We start from the raw sequence: 17948 nt of genomic DNA on the forward strand, positions 1-17948 counted from the left end.
CCGATCATGCTGCTCGAATCCGGCTTCTCCCACATCGCTCAGGCCCTGCTGTGGCCCGTGTTGATTCTTGTCGCCCTGGGCTTTGTCTACGCGCTGTGGACTGCTGGCGCCACGCTGATGGAGGCGGTGCAGCGCCGCCGTCCTGGCTTCCGTCTGCTGACCGTGGGTGACGACAGCAACCTCGAGGCGCTCGAACTCCAGATCGTGCGCCGCCTCGAGGCCCCGCGCCTGCTCGGCCGCGTCGCGCCGCTGCTGGGCCTGATCGCGACGATGGTCCCGCTGGGCCCGGCGCTGCAGAGCGTCGCCGCCGGTCAGGGTCAGCAGGCGCTGGCGGTGTTCAGTTCGGCGTTCTCGGGTGTCGTCCTGGCGCTGGCGGCCGCGGCGATCGCGCTGGTCGTCTACTCGATCCGCCGCCGCTGGCTGCTGGCCGAGCTGCTGGCCGTCAAGGCCGAGAAGGGCTGGGCATGAGCGCCGGCCGCCGGCTGTCCATCCTCGCCGAGGAGGACGACGATCCGATGCTGTCCGCCGTCAACCTGGTGGACGTGTTCCTGGTGCTGGTCGTGGCGCTGCTCACCGCGGTCGCGCTGCAGCAGCAGTCGCAGGCTGACGAGACCATCATCCGCAACCCGGGCCAGCCCGGCATGGAGATCGTCGTGCGCAAGGACGGCCAGGAGATCAAGTACCGCGGCAACGGCGGCAGCGCCGAGGGCCAGGGCGAGCGCGCCGGCGTGGCCTACAAGATGAAGGACGGCTCCATCATCTACGTGCCCGAGGGCGGCTCCGCCGCCGAGGCCAAGGACGCGACGCCGCGATGAAACCCGCGATCCTGTTCGCGCGCGGCGTCGCGGCGGCCGCGCTGTGCGTGCCGCTGCTCGCGGGCGCCGCATCGCGGCTGCTGTTCCTCAGCGTCGACATCACGCCCGCGGCCAAGCACGCGCTGGTCGAGCGCGAGGGCCGCGCCGCCGGCTTCGAGGTGCGCCAGATCGAGTACCCGCTGCGCGGCGCGCCGCTGGACAGGGATCCCGCGCTCGAGCGCGCGCTGAAGGATGCGGACCTCGTCTGGATCGATGCGCCGCATGCGACGGCGGAGGCGCGCCTGCATCAGATCGTCGACGCGGCGCTGCAGCGCGCCGCGCTGCCCGCCTCGCGCGTGCTGTGGATCCCGGCCGGCGAGCCTGCCGGGACCGAGCGCGGCCCGCGTGCCTATCTGCAGGCCGGCGGTCCCGCCAACACCCGTGCGGCGTTCGCGCTGGCGCGCGCGATGCTCGATGGCAAGCCGCTGCCCGACCTCGGCCCGCCGCAGCTGGTGCCGCAGCGCGGCGTCCACTTTCCCGGCGCGCCCAGGCTCTTCGCCGATGCCGCCGAGTTTCGCGCCTGGGCCGCCTCGCAGGGCCTGAAGGGCGAGCCGGTCGCGATCCTGCTCCACCGCTATCACTTCGTGCAGGGCAACACCGCGTGGCTGGATCGCTGGCTCGCGATGTTCCGACAGCAAGGGCTGCTCGCCTATGCGGCCTTCAGCGGCCAGTTCAGCGACAAGCCGCTGTCCGAGCTCCTGGAGCGCGACGGCCAGGTCCAGGCCCGCGTCATCGTCAACCACAGCCTGCTGCCGCAAGGCGCGAGCCTGCAGCCCACCTTCGAGCGCTGGGGCATGCCCGTGCTGCAGACGCAGCCCTATCGCCAGGATGCCGCGGCCGCGTGGGAAGGCAGCGAGACCGGTCTCGCGCAGTCCGACATCCCGTTCTACTTCGCCCAGCCCGAAGCGGCGGGGCTGATCGATCCCGTCGTCGTCGTCGCGCATCCGAAGCAGGGCGAGCCCGAGCTCATCGATCGCCAGGCCGCCAGCGTCGCCGGCAAGGCCGCGCGCTGGGTCGCGCTGCAGACCAAGGCCAATGCGGACAAGCGCCTCGTCGCCTTCGTCTACAACTATCCGCCCGGCGGCAGCAACTTCGGCGCGTCCTTCCTCAACGTGCCGCGCAGTCTGGAGCGCGTCAGCCATGGCCTGCAGGACGCCGGCTACACCGTCACGCCGCTGGCCGAGGCGGACTGGATCTCCGGCCTGAAGCCGCTGCTCTCGGCCTACTACCCGGGCACCGATCCGCTCGCGCTGCTCGAGGCCGGCCAGGCCGAGGCGCTGCCGCTGGCCCGCTACACCGCGTGGTTCGACGCGCTGCCCCAGGCGGTGCGCGAGCCCATCGTCGCGCGCTGGGGCGCGCCGTCGGCCAGCCGCTATGTCGTGCGCTTCCATGGCGAGCCGGTGTTCGTCATTCCGCGCTTGAAGCTAGGCGCGCTCAGCGTCCTGCCTCAGCCGCCGCGCGAGGAAACGCTGCGCAACGGCCAGGACCCGTTCATGCATCGCAGCAGGACGCCGCTGTCGCACCACTACCTCGCCACCTACCTGTGGGCGCGGCAGGCCGACGCGGTGATCCACTTCGGCACGCATGGCACGCAGGAATGGGCGCCCGGCAAGATCCGCGGCCCCGACGTGCGCGATCCGGTCTGGCTGCCGCTGGGCGACGTGCCGGTGATCTATCCCTACATCGTCGACAACCTCGGCGAGGCGCTCACCGCCAAGCGCCGCGGCCGCGCGCTGATGGTGAGCCACCGCACGCCCAGCTTCGCGCCGGCCGGCTTCAACGCCAAGATGGCCCACATGCATGAGCTGATGCATGAGTGGGAGACCGTCGACCCGGGCCCCACGCGGCAGGGGCTGGAGCGGCAGATGATCCAGCAGTTCGTCGAGCACAACCTGCATCACGACCTGGGCTGGACCGCCGAGCAGATCGCGGCCAACTTCAGCGGCTACCTCGAGCTGCTGCATCCCTACCTGGACCGTCTCGCGCAGAGCTCACAGCCCAAGGGGCTCGCGGTCTTCGGCGTCGTGCCCGACGAGGCGCAGCGCCGCGGCTCTATCCTGCAGCTGCTGCGCGTGCCCTTGATCGAGGCGCTCGGCGAGGACATCGACGAGGCCTTCCTCATTGACCATGAAGGCGTCGCCAAGGCACGGCCGGCGCGCTGGCTCGACCTGGCGCTGAAGGATCCGCAGGCCGCCAGCCAGCTGGACCTGCGGCCCTCCACGCCGGCGTCCGGCAATGAAGCCTTCGTCCCCAATCGCGCGGCGCGCAAACCGATCGATCAGGCCGCGCTGTACCAGCTCGCGCTGCGGGCACAGGAGATGTCGGCGCGGCTCTCGACCGAGGGCGAGATGCCCGGCCTGCTGCGCGCGCTCGACGGGCGCTTCATTCCGGCGGCCTATGGCGGCGATCTGCTGCGCAATCCCGAGAGCCTGCCGACCGGGCGCAACCTCACCGGCCTCGATCCCAACCGGCTGCCGACCAGGCAGGCCTTCGAGGCCGCGCAGGCGCTGTTCAAGCGCTGGTACGAGGAGCAGCGCCGGACGGGCACCGCGCCGACGCGGCTGGCGCTGTCGCTGTGGGCCGGCGAGACGCTGCGGCATCAGGGCGTGATGGAGGCGCAGGCGCTGGTGGCGCTCGGCGCCGTGCCGGTGTGGGACGCGACCGGCCGGCCGTCGTCGATCAAGCTGCTGAGCCCGGCCGAACTCGGCCGGCCGCGCGTCGACGTGCTGCTCTCGATCACCGGCTCCTACCGCGACCAGTTCCCCGCGCTGATGAAGTTGCTCGACCAGGCGGTCGCCGCGGCCGGCGAGGCCGAGCCCGACAACGCCATCGCCAGCAACAACCGCCAGGTCGCGGCCGAGCTGCGCAAGGTCGGCCTCAAGCCCGCGCAGGCGCAGGCCCTGGCCCAGGCGCGCGTGTTCGGCAATCCGGCCGGCGACTACGGCACCGGCATCGCCGACGCGGTGCAGGACAACGGCCTCAAGAGCCAGGACGGGCAGACCGATCCGCGGCTCGGCCAGCTGTTCCTGTCGACGATGAGCCAGCCCTATGTCGATGGCGAGCCGCTGAGCGTGCCGCCGGCGCAGGCGCGCGAGGCGCTCGGCGCGCACCTGCGCCACACCGACGCGGCGCTGATGTCGCGCAGCAGCCATCTCTACGCGATGGTCAGCAGCGATGACCCGTTCCAGTATCTCGGCGGGCTGGCGGCGGCGGCCAAGGTCGCGGGCAACACCCGCGGTGTCGCACTGCACGTGAGCCAGCTGCAGGACGCCGCGGAGCAGCACACCGAGACTGCCGCGCAGGCGATCGCGCTCGAGATGCAGAGCCGCTATCTGCATCCCGGCTGGCTGCAGGCGCAGAAGGCCGAGGGTTGGGCCGGCGCGCTGCAGGTGCTCAAGGCGGTGCAGTACAGCTTCGGCTGGCAGCACGTCGCGCCGGGCACGGTGCGCGCGGACCACTGGCAGAGCTTCTTCGACGTGCTGGTCAAGGACAAGCACCGGCTGGGCGTGCCCGAGTGGCTCAAGCAGAACCCGCAGGCCTATGCGCAGGCGCTGGAGCGGCTGGTGCAGGCCGATCGCATGGGCTATTGGAAGCCGGACGCGCAGACGCGGCAGGAGCTCGCGTCGCTGTACCGCGACCTGACGCAGGCCGCGCCGCTCAGCAACGAGCTGGCCGCGGTGCGGCGCTGGACGGCGGATCAGCTGCCTCAGGTCGTGCCCTCGATGCGCCAAACCGCGCCCGCCGCCGCGGCCCGTCCGGCCGCGAAGGCGCCGGCGCGCGCCACGCCTGCCGTGCCACCGGTGCCAGCCGTGCGCGGCCTCGCGCTGCAGCGCGTGCCCGACGCGCCGAAACCCTCTCCGCGTGTGAACACGCAGCGCTCGCTTGAGCAGGCGCTCGCCTGGATCGCGATGGCGCTGCTGATGTGCGGCGGCGCGATGTGGCAATCGCGGCGCGCGCCGGGCGCGCGGCACGGCAGTGGCGGCAACGGCCTCCACGACGACGACAACAACGACCTCCGCCTCGCTCAGGGCCTCGCATGAATCCGAACAAGAACCACGCCCTCACGATCACCGCGATCGCCGGCGTGATGGCCGGCCTCGCCTGCGCGGCGCAGGCCCAGGACGCGGCTGAGCCGCGCACGCTGGACACCGTCCGCGTCAGCAGCCGCGCCCAGCTCGGCGAGGCCGACACCGCCTCCGAGGGCGAGGTCGGCGTCGAGCGTCTCGCGCTGCGGCCGCTGCTGCGTCCGGCCGAGCTGCTCGAGGCGATGCCCGGCATGACCGTCACGCAGCACAGCGGCGACGGCAAGGCCAACCAGTATTTCCTGCGCGGCTACAACCTCGACCACGGCAGCGACTTCGCGACCTTCGTGCTCGGCATGCCGGTCAACATGGCCAGCCACGCGCATGGCCAGGGCTACATGGACCTGAACTTCCTGATCCCGGAGCTGGTCGAGAGCCTGCGCTATCGCAAGGGCGCCTTCGCGGCCGAGGACGGCGACTTCGCGACCACCGGCGCCGCGCGCTTCGGCTATGCGAGCGAGATCGAGCGCCCCTTCGCGCAACTGACGGCGGGGCCCTACGGCTATCAGCGCGCGCTGGCGGCGGGCAGCGCCAAGGCCGGTGGCGGCTGGACGCTGCTGGGCGCGGTGGAAGGCAGCCGCTACGACGGTCCGTGGGACCAGCCCGAGGATCTGCATCGCCGCAACGCGGCGCTGCGGCTGACGCGCGGCGATGAGCGCAATGGCGCGCACGTCGACCTGCTGAGCTACAGCGCCGGCTGGCGCGCCAGCGAGCATGTGCCGCAGCGCGCCATCGACAGCGGCGAGATCGGCCGCTATGGCACGTTGTCGCCGAATGACGGCGGACGCACGCACCGTCACAGCCTGAGCGGCGGCTTCGTCTACAACCAGGGCACCGGCCAGTGGACCGCGGATGCCTGGCTGATCGACTACGCGCTCAACCTGTTCTCGGCGCCGTCGGGCTTCATCAACGGGCCGGACGGCGACCAGCATGAACAGGCCGATCACCGCAAGCTCTGGGGCGGCTCGCTGAAGCATCAGCTGCCGGCGGCCTGGCTGCCGGCCGGTCAGCAGCTCACCTGGGGCCTGCAGTGGCGGCATGACCGCATCGGCACGCTCGGGCTCTACGACACGGTGGACCGCGTGCGCACGCACACGGTCCGCGAGGACCGCGTCAGCCAGGACAGCGCCGGCGTCTTCGTCGAGCTCGGGAGCCGATGGACCGACTGGCTGCGCAGTACCGTTGGCGGACGCTGGGACACGATGCGCGCGACGATCACGCCCACTGGTGGCGAGTTCAACATGGACAACGGCGGCAAGGCGCGCCAGTCGCAGTTCAGCCCGAAGCTGGGCCTGATCGCGCGCGTCGCGGCGGATACCGAGGTCTATCTGCACTGGGCGCGGGCGTTCCGCTCGAACGATGCGCGCGGCGCGACGACGAAGGTCAATCCGGCCGACGGCTCGGCGACGGACCCGCTGCCGCTGCTGGCGCGCACCAAGAGCTCGGAGCTGGGACTGCGCACCAAGCCTGCCGCGAACTGGACGACGAGCCTGGCGCTGTGGCAGGCCAACCTGGCGTCGGAGCTGGTCTTCGTCGGCGATGAGGGCGTGACCGAGGCGCGCGGGGCGTCGCGGCGTGTGGGGCTGGAGTGGTCCAACGATGTGCAGGCGGGCCGCGACTGGCTCATCGACGCGGACGTCGCCTGGTCCCGCGCGCGCTTCGCCGAGGCGACGGAGAACGCGTTCGGGAGTGGCCGACGGGTGCCCAACGCGGTGCCGCTGTCGGCGTCGCTGTCCGCCAACTGGGCACCGGCCGGGCGCTGGTCCAGCGGCATCAAGCTGCGCTACATGGGCGCCTACGCGCTGGAGGAGACCGGCACCCAGCAGTCGCGCGCCGTGTTCACCGCCAATTGGCGGCTGGGGTATCAGGTCAGCGATCGCTGGCAGGTGGGGCTGGACGTGCTGAACGTCTTCGACACCAAGGCCAATGACATCGAGTACTGGGGCGCGGCCTGCACGCGCGCCGAGGGCGCGGGCTGCAATGGGGGCGCGGGCATCGATGGGCGGCTCGTCCATCCGATGGAGCCACGGACCTTCCGGCTCAGCTTGCGCGCGCGGATCTGACTATCACGAGGAGTTCTCAGCACTTCCACCGCCGCTGATGCAAGAAGCGCGCCGCCCGGTATTACCCCCTCGCCCCAGCGGGGAGAGGGAGGGGAGAGGGGGCTCGTGCCACAGCGCTGCTGCCCTTCGAAGCACCCCCTCTCCCCTACCCTCTCCCCCTCGCGGGGGGCGAGGGAGTTCTTGCGCAAGGCAGGTGCGGGCAGCCCTGCCCCCTCGCCCCCGGCAGGGGGCGAGGGAGTTCATGCGGAGGATGAGGGAACCCATCAGCCACCGAGACGGTCCCCGACAGGTCTCTACTTACGGAACACCGATATGGAAATCGAACAACCGCCCGTCGACCGCGAGCGCATCATCCCCAGCGGCGAGCGCCGCGGGCTCGTCCTCGTGCATACCGGCAACGGCAAGGGCAAGAGCACCGCCGCCTTCGGGCTGGCGCTGCGGGCGCATGGCCGCGGCAAGAAGGTCCACATCTACCAGTTCATGAAGGTGCCCAGCGCGCGCTTCGGCGAGCACCGGCTGTTCGAGCAGATCGGCGTGCCCATCGAGGGCCTGGGCGACGGCTTCTCCTGGAAGAGCAAGGACCTGGACCATTCGGCGCAGCTCGCGCGCGACGGCTGGGAACGGGCGAAGGCGACCATCCTGGGCGGCGAGCACTTCCTCGTCGTGCTCGACGAGATCATGTATCCGCTGCGCTACGGCTGGCTGCCGCTGGAGCCGGTGCTGGAGACGCTGCGCGCGCGGCCGTCCCACGTGCACGTCTGCCTGACCGGGCGCGGCGCGCCGCAGGAGCTGATCGACCTCGCGGATACCGTCACCGAGATGACCATGATCAAGCACCACTTCAAGGCCGGCGTGCCCGCGCAGCGCGGCATCGAGGATTGACCGCTAAGCTGCGCGCCTGATTCCGGCCACGCCGCTCGCCACGCTGCTCGCCATACGGCCCGCCTCACCGCCCGACGCCCTCATGACTTCGATGCCCTGGCTACCCGCCCTCGCCATCCCGGTGGCGCTGCTGCTCGACCGATGCTTCGGCGAGCCGCCCGCGCGCGTGCATCCGGTCGTGTGGATGGGGCGCTTCCTGGCGCTCTTCGGCGAGCGGCTGTGCGCACTGTCGGCGCAAGCGGCCTTCCTGGGCGGCGCCTTCGCCTGGACGCTGGGCGTGGCGGCCGTCGCCGTGCTCGCCTGGGCGATCGAAGCCGCGGTGATCGCCGGTGTCGAGCCCTGGCTCGGCGCCTGGCACCTGGCGGCGGCGGCCTTGCTGCTGGGCATCGCGCTCAAGCCGATGCTCGCGTGGCGCATGCTGCGCGACGAGGTCGGCGCGGTCGAGACCGCGCTCGCGCGTTCGCTCGACGAGGGACGCGCGCAGCTGTCGCGCCTGGTCAGCCGCGACACGCGGCCGCTCACGCCGGCCCAAGTCCGCGAGACCGCCATCGAGACGCTCGCCGAGAACCTCAACGATTCGGTCGTGGCGCCGCTGTTCTGGTTCATGGTGGCCGGACTGCCAGGCGCCGCGGTCTACCGCTTCGCCAACACCGCCGATGCGATGTGGGGCTACCGCGGCCGCTGGGAATGGGCCGGCAAATGGGCGGCGCGCGCGGACGACGCGCTGTCGTGGATTCCGGCGCGGCTGACGGGCCTGGCGCTGGTCGCGGCGCGGCCGGCGCTGATCGCGCCGCTGTGGCGCGAGGCGGCGCGCACGCCGTCGCCCAATGGCGGCTGGCCGATGGGCGCGATGGCGCTGCGGCTCGGGCGCGCGCTCAGCAAGCCGGGCGTCTATCGCCTGAACCCCGGCGGCGGCGAAGTCGTCAGCGACGACCTCCACCGCGCGCAGCGCCTTGCCGGCTCGGCGTTGCTCGGCCTGGCGGCGCTCATGATGCTCGGCACGACGGCGTTGCGCGGCGGCTTCGCGCTCGCGCTCGTCTCCGGCCTGGGATTGGGAGGCGCGCGATGAGCCGCGTCATGCCCCGCAATCACGGCGGCACCCATGGCGGCACCGACGCGGGCCCGCCGGTGCGCCACGACTTCTCGACCAACGCCCATCCGCTCGGCCCGCCGCCGGCCGCGCTCGACGCGGTGCTGCGCGCCGACCGGCTGCGCTATCCCGATCCGGCCTACGCGGCGCTGCGCGCGCGCCTGGGCGCCTGGCATGGCGTCGACCACGACCGCGTGCTGCCGGCCTCCGGCGGCTCTGAGGCGATCCGCCGGCTCACGCTGGCGGCGATGCTGTCCGGCGTGACGCGCGTGTGCGTGCCGCAGCCCGGCTTCGGCGACTACGCCGCGGCGGCGCATGCGCTCGGAATGCAGGTCTCGGGCTACGAGGACGCCTTCCAGCTGGCCGACTCGCTGACGCTGCCATCGCTGGTCTGGGTCTGCGATCCCAACAATCCGACCGGCGAGAGCTTCGGCGCCGCCGAGTGGACGGCGGTGGCGCTCGCGCTCGGGCAGAGCGGCTCGCAGCTGGTCGTCGACCAGGCCTATGGCGCGCTGCGCCTGGGCAGCGGCTGCGCGCTGCCGCAGGCCATCGCCGATGGCGCCTGGCGGCTGGTCTGCCCCAACAAGGCGCTCGGGCTGACCGGCGTGCGCGGCGCCTATCTGATCGGACCGCGCGACGGACTCTGGATTGATCGCGTCGCGGAGCTCGCGCCCAGCTGGGTGCTGTCCGCCGAGGGCCAGGCCTTGCTCGAGGCCTGGACCACGCCGTCGGTGCGCGATGAGCTCGAGGCTTCGCTGCCGCTGCTGCGCGACTGGCGCGCCGAGCAATGGGCGCGGATGGCGGCGATGGGTTTCGACCAGATCGGCGGCGGCGTGGCCAACTTCTGGCTCGCGGCGATGCCCGCGCCGTGGCAGACCGAGCCGGAGACACTGCTGCGCGGGCTGCGCGCGCTCGGCATCAAGCTGCGCGACGCGACCTCGTTCGGCCTGCCGGGCCTGGTGCGCGTGTCGGTGCAGGCGCCCGGCGCGGTCGACGCGCTCGAAGCCGCGATGCGCGGCTTCGGCGGCCATGCGCCGACACCTCCGGAGCCGTCGCTGCACGGCGCCTTCGACACGACGCATCCGCAAGGAGACACCCGATGAGCAGCGCCCCCCGCGGCCGGGCCGTAATGGTGCTGGGCACGACCAGCGGCGCCGGCAAGAGCTTCCTGACCACGGCGCTGTGCCGCTGGTACGCGCGCCAGGGGCTGCGCGTCGCGCCGTTCAAGGCGCAGAACATGAGCAACAACGCGCGGGTCGTGCCGGGTCTGGCCGGCCGTCAGGGCGAGATCGGATCGGCGCAGTACTTCCAGGCGCTGGCCGCGCGCGCGCGGCCGGAGGTGCGCATGAATCCGGTGCTGCTCAAGCCGGAGAAGGACACCGCCTCGCAGGTGGTGGTGCTGGGCGAGGTCGACGAGGCGCTGAGCCGCGCGCCCTGGCGCGCGCGCAGCGAGGCGCTGTGGGCGCAGGCGCGCGGCGCGCTCCATGCGCTGCTGGCGGAGAACGATGTCGTCGTCATCGAGGGCGCGGGCTCCCCGGCCGAGATCAACCTGCACAGCAGCGACTACGTGAACATGCGCACCGCGCGCGAGGCCGGCGCGGCCTGCCTGCTGGTCACCGACATCGACCGCGGCGGCGCCTTCGCGCATCTGTTCGGCACGCACCAGCTGCTGCCGGCGGACGAGCGCGCGCTGATCCGCGGCTTCGTGCTGAACCGCTTCCGCGGCGATGCGTCGCTGCTGTCGCCCGGGCCGGAGATGCTGGAACGGATGACCGGCGTGCCGACGATCGCGACGCTGCCGATGTGGCGCGGCCACGGACTGCCCGAGGAGGACGGCGTCTTCGACGACCGCGCGACCGGCGGCGGCGCAGGCCCGGGCGGCCTCGTGCGCGTGGCCGTGGTCGCTTATCCGCGGCTCTCCAACCTCGATGAATTCCAGCCGCTGCGCAACCTGCCCGGCGTGCGCCTGAGCTGGGCGCGCGAGCCGGCCGAGCTCGACGGCGCCGACTGGATCGTGCTGCCGGGCTCCAAGGCGGTGGCGTCCGATCTGGCCTGGCTGCGCGCGCAGCGGCTGGACCTCGTCATCGCGGCGCACGCGGCCGCGGGCCGGCCGGTGCTGGGCATCTGCGGCGGCCTGCAGATGCTGGGCGAGGCGCTGGTCGATCCGCATGGCCTGGACGGCAACGCGCCGGGGCTGGGGCTGCTGCCGCTGGTCACGCTGTTCGAGCGCGAGAAGCTGCTGCGCGAGACCGAATGCCACTTCGCGCCCTCGCTCGACGCGCCGTGGACGGCGCTGAGCAGCCTGCCGGCGCGCGGCTACGAGATCCACCACGGCCGGACGGCGCAGCATCCCGGATTGCCCGCCGCGCGGCCGGTGCTGTTCGATGGCCTGGGCGAGCCGCTGGGCTGGCAGCACGGGCCGGTGCTCGGCCACTACCTGCACGGGCTGTTCGAGGACGAGCGGGTGCTGTCCGCGCTGTTCGCGCGCCCGGTGCGCCCGCTCGACCAGGTCTTCGATGAACTGGCCGACTACATCGACCGCCATTTCGCGCCCGGCGCGCTGATGGGATTGCTGTCGCCGGCCCCGGTTCCCGCGGCGCCCGTCGCTCCCTCTTCCTCCTGAAGTCCGAGACGTCCACCATGACCACCCAAGACCTGATCCCCGAGATCCCCTCGCTGCACGATGACGCGCTCGCGGCGGCGCTGCGCCATCGCATCGACCGCAAGACCAAGCCGCTGGGCGCGCTGGGCCGGCTCGAGGGCCTGATGCTGCGCCTGGGGATGATCCTGGGCACGGAGCGGCCGCGCCTGGCCGATCCGCAGATGATGGTCTTCGCGGCTGATCACGGGCTGGCGGCGCATGGCGTGTCGGCCTATCCGTCCGACGTGACCTGGCAGATGGTCGAGAACTTCCTGGCCGGCGGCGCGGCGGTGTCGGTGCTGGCGCGCCAGCATGGCCTGACGCTGAGCGTCGTGGACGCGGGCGTGCGGCATGTCTTCGAGCCGCGGCCGGGGCTGCTGATCGCCAAGATCGCGATGGGCAGCCGCGACATGCTGGAGGGTCCGGCGATGACGGCGGACGAATGCGCGACGGCGGTGGCGGCGGGCAAGACGCTGCTGCAGAAGCGGCCCGGCAACGCGCTGCTGCTGGGCGAGATGGGCATCGGCAACACCTCGTCGGCGGCGCTGCTGCTGGCGCGGCTGGGCGGTCATGCGCTGAAGGACTGCGTGGGCCGCGGCACGGGGCTGGACGACGCGCAGCTGGGGCACAAGCTGGCGGTGCTGACGCGCGCGCTGGAGCGGCATCCGCGCGCGACGGAGCCGCTGTCGGCGCTGGCCGCGCTGGGCGGTTTGGAGATCGCGATGATGGTCGGGGCGGTGCTGCAGGCGGCGCTCGAGCGCCGGGTGATCGTCGTCGACGGCTTCATCACGGGCGCGGCGGTGCTGGTGGCCTCGCGGCTGCAGCCGGCGGTGCTGGAGCGCTGCGTCTTCGCGCACCGCTCCAACGAGCATGGCCACCGGCTGATGCTGGACGCGCTGCAGGCAGAGCCTCTGCTGGACCTGGGGCTGCGCCTGGGCGAAGGCTCCGGCGCGGCGCTGGCCTGGCCGCTGCTGGAATCGGCCTGCCGCGTGCTCGACGAGATGGCGAGCTTCGATTCGGCCGGCGTCAGCGACAGGGCGTGAGCGGGCGGGCCGTCAGGCGGGCTGGGTGATGATCTCCTCGATGGACACGCCCGACGCGCGCGCCGGCGAGGCGCTGGGCGACTGGGCGGCGGCCTGCTCGATGGCCCGGCGGATGCTCTCGCCGGCGAGCTGCTCGTACGCCGGCCGCTGCTCCTCCGGCAGGCTGGCCACATAGGCGCCGATCCGGGCCACCTGCGCCTGCAGCTCCTCCGGCGAGCGCGGCGTCATGGTGGCCAGCGCCTGTCCATCGGGCCCCTTGAACAGGTTGACCACCTGGCCGCCGAGGGCGGCGAGCTGCCCGCCGCCCCAGTTCATCGCCAGTTCCGCGCCGCGCGCGACGGGGCCGGGCATCGTCATCGCCATGGCGGTCATGACCAGGCTCGCGTAGTACGGCGCGGAGGCGCTGGATTCGATCATGCCCTTGGGCGTGAACTGCTTGGACAGCTTGTCGGCGGTGAGCGCGATGGCCATCACCATGCTGGTCGCGGCCATGCCCTTGAAGCGCTCCATCGCATCCTGGCGCGTGGTCTGCCGGTTCCAGGCGCTTTGCGCCATGACCGCGGTGACCACCACGCTGTCGGCCGCGAGATCCACCGTGCCGATCGGGTCGGGCTGGATCAGGTAGACGGTGGTGCCGGTCACGCCGGCGGCGAACAGCGTGAGCGCGAGCTTGGACGCGAAGTCGGGGTGGGCCTGCGGCTCGCGCGGGATCGAGGCACCGGTGGGCTCCTGCGCCGCGCCGAGATGGAAGGCCTGGTCCAGGCGCTTGGTGCATTGCGCGATCGAGGCCAGCAGATGCGTGCATTGCGAGTTGAGCGTGCGCGTCAGCTCCAGGCCGGACTCCGGATCGGTGAAATCGCGGCGCGCCTGCTGCAGCGCCTGGCGTCCATCCTCCAGCCCCTGCCAGAGCTGGGACAGCTCGGCGTGCACGGCCTCCCCGACCTGGCCCGGCGTGAACTGGCGGCGCAGCGTGCCGGCCTGGCCGGAGAAGCCCGCCTTGTCCATGCCGGCCGCCACGGCGTTCGCGCCGAGCGCGACGGCCTTGGCCGCGCCGTTCCTGATGCTGCCCCAGACGAAGGGAGCGATCAGGATGGTGCCGGCGGCGGCGGCGAAACCGGCATGCGCCACCTTGCTGTGGTCGACGGCCTCGGCGTGGTGGCGGACCGACTCGGAGCCGTAGCGCTTGGACATCTCGACGGACAGGAAGATCGCGTTGAGCAGAGCCGGATAGAAGTGGACCTCGTCGGACTGACGGCCGAGCTCGCCGCCCCCCAGCGGGAAGGGCAGCCCGTCGGCGGTGGGACGCAGCGTGGTGCCCGCCACGCCGACGACGGCCTTGGCCGCGGCGGCCACGGTGTAGGCGAAGGTCTTGGCCTGGTTGGCCAGCAGCGGGCTGGGCACGATCACGGGCCACAGGTTGACCAGGTTGAGCAGCGCCTTGGCCGCGCGGCCCGACGCGGAGGTGCCGTGCTCCAGCGGATCGATGGCGCGCTCGATCGCTTCGATGTCCTTCATCAGCGTCTTCTTGAAACGGGGCTCGATGCCCGGTTCGCCCTCGACCATCCCGCGCAGGGCGGTCAGTTGCTCGCGACAGCGGGCGAAGGTGAAGGCCTGGTCGGGTCCCGGCTCGGCGCCGCGCAGCACCGCCAGGAAGGACCGGTCGTCGGCATGGGGTTGCAGCATGGTCCGGAGGTCGCTGAGGGACCACAGCGCCTTCGCGGCGGAGACGACGGCGTCCTGGGTGCTCGACAAGCCTTGAAGGGCCGCGCCGCCCGCGGTGCCGAGCGCACCGGTCACGCCACCGACGACGCTGGCGAGAAGGGAGCTGGACGCGTCGGCATGCGGGGCGGCGTGGGTATCGGCCGCGGGCGACTGCGGGGAGGCCACGCGAGGCGGCAAGGCTGCCGAGCCGTCAGGGGATGGCATCCCGGCGGCGTCGACGGAGCGGCGGCTGGTGATCGGCGATTCCTGTGCGGCGGAGGGCGCGGGGGAGGACGCCGTCGCGGCGGGCGCGGCGAGCGCCGTGTCGGAGACCCGCAGCTCGACGTGGCGCGAGGGCGAGGCGGAGGCGGAAGAGATGGGAGACGGCATCAGGCGGTCCTCATGCGGCCGGGAGGCGTGAGGCGCCGCGGCGGCGCCGTCTTCCGGCCGCTCTGGGTTGAACGGGGAAGTGGCGCTGTGTTGCCCGTACTGCAATGGGCGCCAACTCGTGCGAACGCCCATGATGGCGAGCGCGCGGGCGAACACCGCGGCGCGGCGCGAAGCCGGGCGAGACTGGGCGAAGAAGGCTTGCGGATTCGGGACAGCGCGGATGAGCCGATCGAGCCAACCGGCTCCTCCGAGGCGCGGTGAACAGCCCTTTGGGGCGTTGGCCCGGAGCCGCTCGATAGAATCCCGCCCCGTGACCCGCTGGCTTCGCATCCTCGTCCTGACGATCCTCGTTCCCGCCTACGGCATCGCCGCCGCCGGGGTGACGATGTTCGCCGCGGGCGTCGCGCATGCGCAGCACCTGCTGATCGACGGTCAGCCCGCCGATCCCGCGATCGCCTCGCCCGCCTCCGCGGCGACGGGCGACGACCACGCCGCCGACATCGCCTCATTGCTCTTCGAGCTCGGCGACACCTCGGACGACATGCCCGACCACTGCAAGCCGGACGCCGCGCCCATGCGGCTCGCCGCGCCCGTCTGGGCGCCGCTGCCGGCGCCTCGCTGCCACGAGCCCCAGCGCTCGCCTCAGCCCCTGCTGCGGCCACCTCGCGGCTGATGCGCCTCTAGGCCGCCAGGCCTCCTGGCCCCTTCGCGCCACGCGCCACGCGGCGCGAGTCCCCTCCCCCTTTCATCGCCGCACGCCGTGCCATCGCGCCCGCGTGCCTCCGCGCCGTCCCTCGCCGGGCCGGTGCTCCTGACGTCGTCATCATGGAAATCGCCCTACTCTTCGCCCTCATCCTGCTCAACGGCCTGTTCGCCATGTCCGAGATCGGACTGGTGACCGCGCGCCGCGCGCGCCTGCAGAAGCTCATCGACGACGGCGACAGCGCCGCCGCCGCGGCCGTCAAGCTGGGCGAGGACCCGACCCGCTTCCTCTCCACCATCCAGATCGGCATCACCTCGATCGGCGTGCTCAACGGCATCGTCGGCGAGGCGGCGCTCGCCGGGCCGCTGGCCGCCTGGCTCACCGCCAACGGCGTGCCCGCCGAGTACGCCAGCGGCGGCGCCACCGGCCTGGTGGTGGTGCTGATCACCTACTTCTCGATCGTGCTCGGCGAGCTGGTGCCCAAGCGCCTGGGCCAGTCCAACCCCGAGGCCGTCGCGCGCCTGGTCGCGCGCCCGATCGCGGCGCTCGCGGTGGCGACCAAGCCGTTCGTGCGGCTGCTGTCGGGCTCGACGAACGCGCTCCTGCGCCTGCTCGGCGTCAAGCAGTCGGCCGCGTTCAACGTGACCGAGGAGGAGATCCACGCCGTGCTCGCCGAGGGCACCAGCGCCGGCGTCATCGAGTCGCACGAGCACGCGATGGTGCGCAACGTGTTCCGGCTGGACGACCGGCAGATCGGCTCGCTGATGGTGCCGCGCGGCGACGTGGTGTGGCTGGACCTGGACGATCCGATGGAGACGACGCTCGCGCGCATCGAGGCGTCGGATCACGCGCTGTTCCCGGTGGTGCGCGGCGGGCTGCACGACATCGCCGGCGTGGTGAATGCGCGGCAGCTGCTGTCGGAGATGCTGCGCGATCGCGCGCCGCGACTGGATCAGCGGCTGGCGCCGCCGCTGTACGTGCCGGAGACGATCACCGGCATGGAGCTGCTGGCCAACTTCCGCTCGTCGGCGGTGCACATGGCGTTCGTGATCGATGAGTACGGCGAGGTGCAGGGCCTGGTGACGCTGCATGACCTGGTCGAGGCCATCACGGGTGAGTTCCAGCCGCGCGATCCGGCGTCGGCATGGGCGGTGAAGCGCGAGGACGGCTCGTGGCTGCTCGACGGGCACATCCCGGTGCCGGAACTCAAGGACAGCCTGGGGCTGGACGAGGTACCCGAGGAGGCGCGCGGCCGGTATCACACGCTCAGCGGGATGATGATGCTGCTCACCGGCCGGCTGCCGCGGGAGGCGGACACGGTCGACTGGGAAGGCTGGCGCTTCGAGATCGTCGACATGGACGGCAAGACGATCGACAAGGTGCTGGTGACGCGCATCCGGGAGCTCAGCGATGCGGCGGCTTGAGGCCGCGGCGCTGCTGATGGCGGCGGCGATGCTGGGCGCGTGCTCGGAGGGCTATCCCGGCGAAGACCGGCCGATCGTGAGCCCTTTCGACATGAACAACGCGGAGCGCGTGGCGGAGCTGAACGTCGTCGGCAAGGACGCGCCGGGCGAGCGCTGGCGCTATGCGCTGAGGGAGGGATGCTCGCTGGAGGTTGAGCAAGGCAGCGGCAGGGAGAGGCGCCGGATGGCGGTGACGCTGACGAGGTCGATGGACGCGGAGGTGGTCTTCGACAACGCGACAAGGACGTATGACGTCGCGCTGATCGACCACGCCGGCGGGAAGGCGACGCCGGTGGCGACGCTGCTCAAGAGCGATGAGTGGACGTATGCGACGCAGGCGGGATTGCTGCTGGATCTGGTGATCAGGGATTGCGAGAGAGAGGCGAAGGCCGGCGGAATGCGCCAGCAAAGATAAGTGCGGCGAATTGACCACTCCGAGAATGCAGACGCAACCACGCGCTTACGAGAGTGTGTGATTAAGAAACCGAGATGAAAGCCAGCCGCCGCCGAATGCGTCGCAAGAATCAATTACCGGCCGTCCTGGAAGGACAGGATACGCCCGTCCTCAACGACTGCTCGAAATGGCTCTGACACGGCACACATACCGCGCCTTGAGAGTCGAAAGATTGCTCGCGCCCGTCCGTGAAAATTCAAGAAGAGATCATTCGGCGGCAATGGCACATGAATCACCTCCGTCGTTCCAGGTCGAATGGCAAGAGGTGTCCCTCCGGAGAATGTACCGGGGACGGAAAGCAGCGTTACCCATTGCCCGTTCACGTCGGGAAATTGATAGCTGATTTGGGATTCACTGATGAAGCGTTTCCCGCCTTCTTCGATGACATCGACATGAACTGTTGCTTTTCCCTTGTTGTCAATTTTGAACTCAGCTTCAAATTCTTTCGAAGAAATTGGCACAGCCTTTGAGAGCGTGATCCACAGAAATTCCTGGCGCTCGGCGGATAAAAGACAACGATCCGCCGCGTGAGCGACAAGAGCCGGCCCAAGCAGAAAAACAGCGAGAAGATACTTTTTCATT

Annotated in this window: 14 protein-coding genes; 12 read left to right on the plus strand and 2 right to left on the minus strand. The window is 71.5% G+C overall.

Going from position 1 to position 17948, the window contains the following annotated elements:
* Positions 1 to 6 precede the first annotated feature (6 nt).
* The 9 genes from ACEN96_RS23675 (at position 7) to cobT (ending at position 12655) form a co-directional block, all read left to right on the plus strand.
* Complete coding sequence (locus ACEN96_RS23675; RefSeq protein WP_343638289.1) at positions 7 to 468, plus strand: hypothetical protein; 462 nt, start codon at positions 7 to 9, stop codon at positions 466 to 468.
* Positions 465 to 815 carry a DUF2149 domain-containing protein gene (locus tag ACEN96_RS23680; protein ID WP_495585474.1) on the plus strand — a complete coding sequence of 117 codons (351 nt, stop codon included), beginning with the start codon at positions 465 to 467 and terminating at the stop codon, positions 813 to 815. The genes ACEN96_RS23675 and ACEN96_RS23680 overlap by 4 nt, the downstream gene beginning before the upstream one ends.
* Positions 812 to 4894, plus strand: a complete 4083-nt coding sequence (cobN, locus tag ACEN96_RS23685) for a cobaltochelatase subunit CobN (RefSeq protein ID WP_495585475.1) — start codon at positions 812 to 814, stop codon at positions 4892 to 4894. The genes ACEN96_RS23680 and cobN overlap by 4 nt, the downstream gene beginning before the upstream one ends.
* A complete protein-coding gene (locus ACEN96_RS23690) occupies positions 4891 to 6999 on the plus strand; it encodes a TonB-dependent receptor (RefSeq protein WP_495585476.1) in 2109 nt (702 codons plus the stop codon). Before cobN ends, ACEN96_RS23690 begins: the two co-directional genes overlap by 4 nt.
* Before the next feature lie 312 nt (positions 7000 to 7311).
* Positions 7312 to 7881 (plus strand): cob(I)yrinic acid a,c-diamide adenosyltransferase, encoded by a 570-nt coding sequence (cobO, locus tag ACEN96_RS23695; RefSeq protein WP_495585477.1) that lies wholly within the window; start codon positions 7312 to 7314, stop codon positions 7879 to 7881.
* 82 nt (positions 7882 to 7963) lie between these two features.
* Complete coding sequence (cbiB, locus tag ACEN96_RS23700; RefSeq protein WP_495585478.1) at positions 7964 to 8950, plus strand: adenosylcobinamide-phosphate synthase CbiB; 987 nt, start codon at positions 7964 to 7966, stop codon at positions 8948 to 8950.
* Between the two features lie 8 nt (positions 8951 to 8958).
* Entirely contained in the window at positions 8959 to 10074 is a 1116-nt protein-coding gene (locus tag ACEN96_RS23705) for a pyridoxal phosphate-dependent aminotransferase (RefSeq protein WP_495585479.1), read from the plus strand.
* Positions 10071 to 11594: a cobyric acid synthase gene (locus tag ACEN96_RS23710; RefSeq protein ID WP_495585480.1), complete on the plus strand. Its 1524-nt coding sequence runs from the start codon at positions 10071 to 10073 to the stop codon at positions 11592 to 11594. Before ACEN96_RS23705 ends, ACEN96_RS23710 begins: the two co-directional genes overlap by 4 nt.
* Positions 11595 to 11611: 17 nt before the next feature.
* A complete protein-coding gene (gene cobT / locus ACEN96_RS23715) occupies positions 11612 to 12655 on the plus strand; it encodes a nicotinate-nucleotide--dimethylbenzimidazole phosphoribosyltransferase (RefSeq protein WP_495585481.1) in 1044 nt (347 codons plus the stop codon).
* A 12-nt stretch (positions 12656 to 12667) separates the two neighbouring features.
* Here the strand turns inward: cobT and xopX are convergent, their stop codons facing one another.
* Complete coding sequence (gene xopX, locus ACEN96_RS23720) at positions 12668 to 14746, minus strand: XopX family type III secretion system effector (RefSeq protein ID WP_495585482.1); 2079 nt, start codon at positions 14744 to 14746, stop codon at positions 12668 to 12670.
* 310 nt (positions 14747 to 15056) lie between these two features.
* On the opposite strand from xopX, the gene ACEN96_RS23725 reads away from it, so the two are divergent.
* The 3 genes from ACEN96_RS23725 to ACEN96_RS23735 all read left to right on the plus strand — a co-directional run bounded on the left by ACEN96_RS23725 (position 15057) and on the right by ACEN96_RS23735 (position 17327).
* Positions 15057 to 15419 carry a hypothetical protein gene (locus tag ACEN96_RS23725; RefSeq protein ID WP_495585483.1) on the plus strand — a complete coding sequence of 121 codons (363 nt, stop codon included), beginning with the start codon at positions 15057 to 15059 and terminating at the stop codon, positions 15417 to 15419.
* Between the two features lie 152 nt (positions 15420 to 15571).
* Entirely contained in the window at positions 15572 to 16873 is a 1302-nt protein-coding gene (locus tag ACEN96_RS23730) for a hemolysin family protein (protein ID WP_495585484.1), read from the plus strand.
* Positions 16860 to 17327, plus strand: coding sequence for a hypothetical protein (locus ACEN96_RS23735; RefSeq protein WP_495585485.1), 468 nt, complete (start codon positions 16860 to 16862; stop codon positions 17325 to 17327). The genes ACEN96_RS23730 and ACEN96_RS23735 overlap by 14 nt, the downstream gene beginning before the upstream one ends.
* 113 nt (positions 17328 to 17440) lie before the next feature.
* Here ACEN96_RS23735 and ACEN96_RS23740 read toward each other — a convergent pair whose 3' ends face one another.
* The gene (locus ACEN96_RS23740; RefSeq protein WP_495585486.1) at positions 17441 to 17947 is read right to left on the minus strand and encodes a hypothetical protein; all 507 of its coding nucleotides are present in this window, start codon (positions 17945 to 17947) and stop codon (positions 17441 to 17443) included.
* Between the last annotated feature and the right edge of the window lies 1 nt (position 17948).

The organism is Roseateles sp. Mitsp63, assembly GCF_059491535.1.

Coding starts and splice junctions, on each gene's coding strand:
- ACEN96_RS23675 (WP_343638289.1), top strand. CDS start 7: ATGCTGCTCGAATCCGGCTTCTCCCACATCGCTCAGGCCCTGCTGTGG.
- ACEN96_RS23680 (WP_495585474.1), top strand. CDS start 465: ATGAGCGCCGGCCGCCGGCTGTCCATCCTCGCCGAGGAGGACGACGAT.
- cobN (WP_495585475.1), top strand. CDS start 812: ATGAAACCCGCGATCCTGTTCGCGCGCGGCGTCGCGGCGGCCGCGCTG.
- ACEN96_RS23690 (WP_495585476.1), top strand. CDS start 4,891: ATGAATCCGAACAAGAACCACGCCCTCACGATCACCGCGATCGCCGGC.
- cobO (WP_495585477.1), top strand. CDS start 7,312: ATGGAAATCGAACAACCGCCCGTCGACCGCGAGCGCATCATCCCCAGC.
- cbiB (WP_495585478.1), top strand. CDS start 7,964: ATGACTTCGATGCCCTGGCTACCCGCCCTCGCCATCCCGGTGGCGCTG.
- ACEN96_RS23705 (WP_495585479.1), top strand. CDS start 8,959: ATGCCCCGCAATCACGGCGGCACCCATGGCGGCACCGACGCGGGCCCG.
- ACEN96_RS23710 (WP_495585480.1), top strand. CDS start 10,071: ATGAGCAGCGCCCCCCGCGGCCGGGCCGTAATGGTGCTGGGCACGACC.
- cobT (WP_495585481.1), top strand. CDS start 11,612: ATGACCACCCAAGACCTGATCCCCGAGATCCCCTCGCTGCACGATGAC.
- xopX (WP_495585482.1), bottom strand. CDS start 14,746: ATGCCGTCTCCCATCTCTTCCGCCTCCGCCTCGCCCTCGCGCCACGTC.
- ACEN96_RS23730 (WP_495585484.1), top strand. CDS start 15,572: ATGGAAATCGCCCTACTCTTCGCCCTCATCCTGCTCAACGGCCTGTTC.
- ACEN96_RS23735 (WP_495585485.1), top strand. CDS start 16,860: ATGCGGCGGCTTGAGGCCGCGGCGCTGCTGATGGCGGCGGCGATGCTG.
- ACEN96_RS23740 (WP_495585486.1), bottom strand. CDS start 17,947: ATGAAAAAGTATCTTCTCGCTGTTTTTCTGCTTGGGCCGGCTCTTGTC.